Source organism: Streptosporangium sp. NPDC048047 (assembly GCF_040653115.1).
GTDB lineage: Bacteria > Actinomycetota > Actinomycetes > Streptosporangiales > Streptosporangiaceae > Streptosporangium.
Genome location: NZ_JBEZNH010000113.1, coordinates 1 through 5,738, shown reverse-complemented (window position 1 = coordinate 5,738; position 5,738 = coordinate 1). Strand labels below are relative to the sequence as shown.

Genomic DNA, 5,738 nt, shown 5'->3' with positions numbered 1-5,738 from the left:
GGTTCTGGACGTTCGTCGTCCGGGGCCCCGCTTTTTCGTGTGCCTGTTTTCCGGGCGCGGGGAAGGGCCGTTCTCTGGCTTCGTCAGGGAACGGCCCTTTTCGTGTTTACGGGAGGATCTGCTCCCCGGCCTGGAATCGCTTCCCGGAGGCGGTTGCGGGATGGGGACCGTTCGGAAGTGGTTCCGGCATTCTCTGGGAAGGGCCGGTCGGATGCCGAGGAGTACCGCGGGTTATGGCTTGAGCGGGATCCGCGAGTGCCGCCGCCCCGGCGGATCGACGCCCAGGGACGCCCGACGATCGAGGGCATCCGCGGTCGGCTCCTCGACAATCCGCCGGCGGCGGAACCGGGCCTCGGGTTGCTGCCTGTCGAACTGCGAGCCACAGGTGAGTCCATTGGTCATTGCGGATTGACTGTCGGCCAGGGATCTTTCGACCGTCCAGGCCATCGTCGCGCCGACGGCTTCCGAAGCCGACCGCTACCGGCACATCAGTTTTCGCGCCTGTGAGACGACTCCGCCGTGGTCGGAGTGGTTGAGCTGGATGACCACCTGGCGGCGGCCGTCCTCGCTGCTCATGGCGACCCCGGAATAGCCGTGGATCAGTCCCGAGTGACTCCACGCGCGAATGCCGCACGGCAGTTCTTCGGGGAAGACTCCCAGCCCTCCGTGGTCCGTCATCGCCTTTCCCTCGGGCAGGGAGCGGGTGAACAACGCCCGATAAAAGGCCGCCACGTCCCGTGCGGTCGACACCAGTCCTCCGGCCGACCAGAAGATGGAGGAGCTCACCCGCGTCGCCCCCTGGCCGTCGCCGTAGCGGGCTCGGGCGAGCCGGTGCGGCAGAAGATCATCGGTTAGTTCGGTGGCGCGCAGCGCCAGCGGCTCGGTGATCCGTGAGCGGATCACCTGACCGTACGGCCGTCCGGTGGTCTTCTCGATGATGAGTCCGAGCAGAATAAAGTTGCTGTTCGAGTAGTGGTGGGCCCCTCGCTGGGAGGGTTTTCCGGCATAGCCCAGCAGCGCCCGGGGCGGCCAGTTCCGGGTGTGCCGGCCGTCCTTCGTGATGATGGCCGAGAAACGGGGATCGGTCAGGTAGTCCGGGATGCCGCTGGTGTGGGAGAGCAGCTGCGTCACCGTCACGCCGTCGGCGCCGGGTACGACGCCGGGGAGCAGTTTCCCCAGCGTGTCCTCCAGCGAGAGCTCGCGTTCCCGGACGAGTCGGAGGACGACGGCGGCGGTGAAGGTCTTGGTGATGCTCGCGATCCGGAACCGGTGGTCGGGCCGCATCGGAACGCCCGCGGCGGCGTCCGCGAAACCCGCGGCGGCCTCCCGGGTCACGCCGGCGTCGTGGACGTGGACCACGGCCCCCGGTGCGCCACGCGCCACCAGGTCGTCGGCGGCGGCCCGGACGGCGAGGGCGAGGTCGGACCGTGGCGGTCCGGCGGCGGGGGCCGGGGAGGCGGGAGGGGCGGGGGAACACGCGGCCAGGGCGACGACCAACGACATCACCCCCAGTCGGTTCACGCGTCTCCGGCCGTCCGTTCCGCCGCCCCTTTCCCGCACCATGATCGTGACAGTACAGGGACGGTTCTCGTGCGGTAAGACCACGGCGGCCCGCTCCGGCCCTCGCCGGGAGGGCGGGAGCGGGCCGGTTCTCAATGGGTGAGGTCGAGTTCCTTGACGCGGGGGTCGCCCTCGTCGGCGAAGTAGTGGTCGGGCTGGGTGACGTCGTTGCCCTCGGCCATCTTGGCGCCCCGGGCGATGAACGTGCCGATGACGGCGACGGCCAGGTTGATGAGGAGGGCCAGGATGCCCGCGTAGACGGTCATCTTGGTGTCGAAGCCCAGCTTCGACAGCGGGAACGCCGATCCGGCGAAGTGCATCTTGCCGGTGGCCGGGTTGGAGATGTTGTAGAGCATGATCATCCCGGCTGCCATGCCGGCGATCCAGCCGGCGATCAGGCCGGTCCGGTGGAACCAGCGGGTGTAGAGGCCGAGCGCCACCGCCGGAAGGGTCTGCAGGATGATGACGCCGCCGATGAGCTGCAGGTCGATGGAGAAGCCGGTGTCCAGGAACAGGATGCACAGCACCGCGCCGACCTTGACGAGCAGCGAAGTGATCTTCGAGACGCGGGCCTCGTCGGCGTCGGTGGCGTCCCGCTTCAGGTACTCGCGGTAGATGTTGCGGGTGAACAGGTTCGCGGCCGCGATCGACATGATCGCGGCGGGGACCAGCGCGCCGATGCCGACGGCGGCGTAGGCGACGCCGGCGAACCAGTCGGGGAACATCTTGTCGAAGAGCTGCGGGACGATCGTGTTGTTGTCGGTGCCGATGGGCTTGACCCCGGCGGCGATGGCCATGTAGCCGAGCAGCGCGATCAGGCCGAGCAGCAGGCTGTAGGCGGGCAGTGCGGACATGTTCCGCTTGATCACGTTGCGGTTCTTGGACGCCAGCACGCCGGTGACGCTGTGCGGGTAGAGGAACAGCGCGAGCGCCGAGCCCAGGGCCAGCGTGACGTACTGGAGCTGGTTGTTGGCGTTGAGGAGTGGGCCGTCGCCCTGCGCCGGGGTGGCGTCGAACTTGGCCTTGGCCGCATCGAAGATCCCGTCCCAGCCGCCCAGCTTCGCCGGGATGACGATGATCGCGACGATGATCACAAGGTAGATCAGCGTGTCCTTGACGAAGGCGATCAACGCCGGGGCGCGCAGGCCCGACTGGTAGGTGTAGGCGGCCAGGATGGCGAACGCGATGATGATCGGCAGGTGGCCGGTCACACCCATCGTCTTGAGCACGGCCTCGATGCCGACGAGCTGCAGCGCGATGTAGGGCATCGTCGCGACGATGCCGGTGATGGCGATCAGCAGCGCGAGTGTGGGGGAGTCGAACCGCGCCCGGACGAAGTCCGCCGGGGTGACGAAGCCGTGGACGTGCGAGACTGACCATAGCCGGATCAGCACGAGGAACACGATGGGGTAGACCACGATCGTGTACGGCACGGCGAAGAAGCCGGTGGCCCCGGCTCCCCACAGCAGCGCCGGCACCGCGACGAAGGTGTAGGCGGTGTAGAGGTCGCCGCCGACGAGGAACCAGGTGATCCACGAGCCGAAGCTCCGGCCCCCCAGCCCCCACTCGTCGAGCGTCGCGAGGTCCTTGGGGCGGCGCCAGCGGGCGGCCACGAAGCCCATGGCGCTGACCAGCAGGAACAGGAAGGTGAAGATGATGATCTCAGTCAGGTGCTCGCTCATCGGTTCACCGCTTCCGCTTGGTCATCTGGTAGACGACCGTGGTGCAGGTGACGCCGACCAGGATGAACGCGAGCTGGAGCCAGTAGAAACGGGGGAAACCGAAGAGCCGGGGCCCGTCGGCGTTGAAGAGGAATGGCAACAAAGGAAGGATGATCGGTACAATCAACAGCCAGTTCCACGGACTGCGATCGCTGCGATCCTTTCCGGGAGTGGTCAACACGTCTCCTAGGGCTGAAGAGGGGCCGGCGGGACGGCCGGTCCCTTCGGCTGAGCGGCAGCGTAATTACCGAGCCGGTCCGCTGCGATCATTCAGCGCCGAGCGGGCAGGTCGGCGCGGCGAGCGGCGGTTCCGGTGGTCATCGCCTCCGCCACCTGCGGCGGCGATGGCGCGGCCCGCCTGGGTGAGTCCGTTCGGCGATGCAGTCACACCGGTCGCCGCATTGCGCACCGCGCCTCCTTGACACGGCTGCCCACGCCTTGCGAAGACGCCCGCCGTTCTCGTGAGAGCTTTGCGAAGACGCCCGCCGTTCTCGTGAGAAGGGCGCCTCGCTTCGGCCTTCGGAGAGGGAATCGTTGGTCCTCGCCGGCGTTCAGGCCCGGGCGCCGCCGTCGACCCGCAGGACGGTGCCGGTCACGAAGGAGGAGCGGTCGCTCAGCAGCCAGGCGGCGGCCTCCGCGATCTCGGCCGGGTCGGCCCCGCGGCGCAGCGGGGTCTGCGCTACGAGCCGCTCCTGGAGACCGGGGGACTCCGCCTCCCAGCCGCGGATCATCTCGGTGAGGGTGTTGCCGGGGGCGATGGCGTTGACGCGGATGCCTTCGGGGCCGTAGGTGATCGCCGCCGACTCGGTGAGGCTGTTGACCGCCCGCTTCATCGCGGCGTAGGCGGGCAGTTCGGGGTTGCCCCTCAGGCTGCCGATGGACGAGTTGTTGACGATGGAGCCCGTTCCGGCGGTGGCCCGGATGGCGGCGACCTCGGCGGTCATGGCCAGCCAGACGCTCTTGAGGTTCACGGTGTAGAGGCGGTCGAAGTCGGCCTCGGGCATCCGGTCCATCGGGCCGGGGCGCTGGTTGATCGCTCCGTTGTTGAAGGCGACGTCGAGCCGGCCGTACAGGTCCACGGCGCGGTCCACGGCGGCGCGTACGGCGGCGGCGTCGGCCAGGTCGCACAACGTGTAGTCCGCGGTGCCGCCGGCCGCCCGGATCTCCTCGGTCACCGTCTTCAGCTGCGTCTCCGTCCGGGCCGCGAGCAGCACCCGGGCACCCTCCCGGGCGAACAGCCGCGCCGCGGCGGCGCCGATGCCGCGACCGGCGCCGGTGACGAAGGCGACCTTGCCGGCCAGCAGGCTCCGGCCGGCGGGAGCAGGCGTGTCGGTGGTCGGTGTGTGGTTCATGGCGACGAGCCTGCCTTCGGCCGCGTGGCCGATCCAGGCACCGGCGGTACCTGGATCAGCTCGGCGTCCCGGGCACACTTGGAGGTGTGAACCGACGAGAACTGGCAGCCTTCCTGCGCAGTAGGCGCGAACGGATCACCCCCGCGGATGTGGGGCTGCCCGCCGGGCCGCGCCGCCGTACTCCGGGGCTGCGCCGCGAGGAGGTGGCGCAGCTGGCGTTCATCTCGGCCGAGTACTACACGCGGCTGGAACAGGCCCGCGGCCCGTGCCCGTCACGCGAGGTGCTCGCAGGTCTGGCCCGGGCCCTTCGCCTGGCGGACGCCGAACGCGTCCACCTGCACCACCTCGCCGGCACCCCGCCCGGCCCGCCGGTCGGGCCCTCGCGCGAGGTACGGCAGAGCATCCTGGACCTGCTGCTGCGGCTGCCGAACGCCGCCGCGTTCGTGACGTCCGCGACACTCGAGGTGATCGCCTGGAACGACCTGGCGGCCGCCCTGATGGAGGACTTCTCCGCCCTGCCGCAGCGCGAGCGCAACCTCGTGCGCCGCGCGTTCCTCGAACCGCCCCGCTAGGGACGGCGGCTGTACGGGGTCTCCGACGTCGAGGAGTTCGCCCGCCACGCGGCCCGGCGCCTGCGTGCCACCGCCGCCCGTTATCCCGACGCGCCGGAGGTGACCGGGCTGGTGGAGGAACTCCTGGTGAAAAGCGGGGAGTTCGCGCGGCTGTGGGCCTCCCACGACGTGACGGACGAGCCCACGCTGTGCAAGACCTTCCAGCATCCGCTGGTCGGCCCGATCACCGTCAACTGCGACGCCCTCGACATCAGCGACCGCGATCAGCAAATGGTGATCTACACCGCCGTCCCCGGTTCGCCGTCCGAGGAGGCGTTACGGCTGCTGTCGGTCATCGGCACGCAGCGCATGCACGTCCCCCGCTGATCCGTGCCACATGAGTCGGCATCCGGTACGGCGGATGCCGGACCGGTGCCCGGCCGGTCACCGGGCACGAGGACGGCTCGCGCCTCCGCGGAGGCGCGAGCCGTACCCGGTGCCGGACGGTGCGTCCGGGGTCAGACCTTGGTGATGCGGACGGCGTCGGCGATGAC

General features: G+C 69.6%; 4 protein-coding genes and 1 pseudogene. 1 reads left to right on the top strand and 4 read right to left on the bottom strand.

Translation table 11 applies throughout. The features are described 5' to 3' along the window. Positions 1-477: 477 nt before the first annotated feature. The 4 genes from AB0D67_RS38790 to AB0D67_RS38775 all read right to left on the bottom strand — a co-directional run bounded on the left by AB0D67_RS38790 (position 478) and on the right by AB0D67_RS38775 (position 4,633). Positions 478-1,521, bottom strand: coding sequence for a serine hydrolase domain-containing protein (locus AB0D67_RS38790; RefSeq protein ID WP_362947352.1), 1,044 nt, complete (start codon positions 1,519-1,521; stop codon positions 478-480). Positions 1,522-1,652: 131 nt separating this feature from the next. Next, positions 1,653-3,242, bottom strand: coding sequence for a monocarboxylate uptake permease MctP (gene mctP / locus AB0D67_RS38785; protein ID WP_362947349.1), 1,590 nt, complete (start codon positions 3,240-3,242; stop codon positions 1,653-1,655). Between the two features lie 4 nt (positions 3,243-3,246). Further along, positions 3,247-3,462 carry a DUF3311 domain-containing protein gene (locus AB0D67_RS38780; protein ID WP_362947346.1) on the bottom strand — a complete coding sequence of 72 codons (216 nt, stop codon included), beginning with the start codon at positions 3,460-3,462 and terminating at the stop codon, positions 3,247-3,249. 370 nt (positions 3,463-3,832) lie between these two features. Further along, on the bottom strand, positions 3,833-4,633 hold the full coding sequence (locus AB0D67_RS38775) for a glucose 1-dehydrogenase (RefSeq protein ID WP_362947344.1): 801 nt from the start codon (positions 4,631-4,633) through the stop codon (positions 3,833-3,835). Here AB0D67_RS38775 and AB0D67_RS38770 point away from each other — a divergent pair. Continuing rightward, positions 4,621-5,571, top strand: a pseudogene (locus AB0D67_RS38770) (helix-turn-helix transcriptional regulator). The gene AB0D67_RS38775 and the pseudogene AB0D67_RS38770 sit on opposite strands and share 13 nt — an antisense overlap. The last annotated feature ends 167 nt before the right edge of the window (positions 5,572-5,738 follow it).

Bases quoted from the DNA above. Each gene is read 5' to 3' on its own strand.
- mctP (WP_362947349.1), bottom strand. From the start codon at position 3,242: ATGAGCGAGCACCTGACTGAGATCATCATCTTCACCTTCCTGTTCCTG.
- AB0D67_RS38775 (WP_362947344.1), bottom strand. From the start codon at position 4,633: ATGAACCACACACCGACCACCGACACGCCTGCTCCCGCCGGCCGGAGC.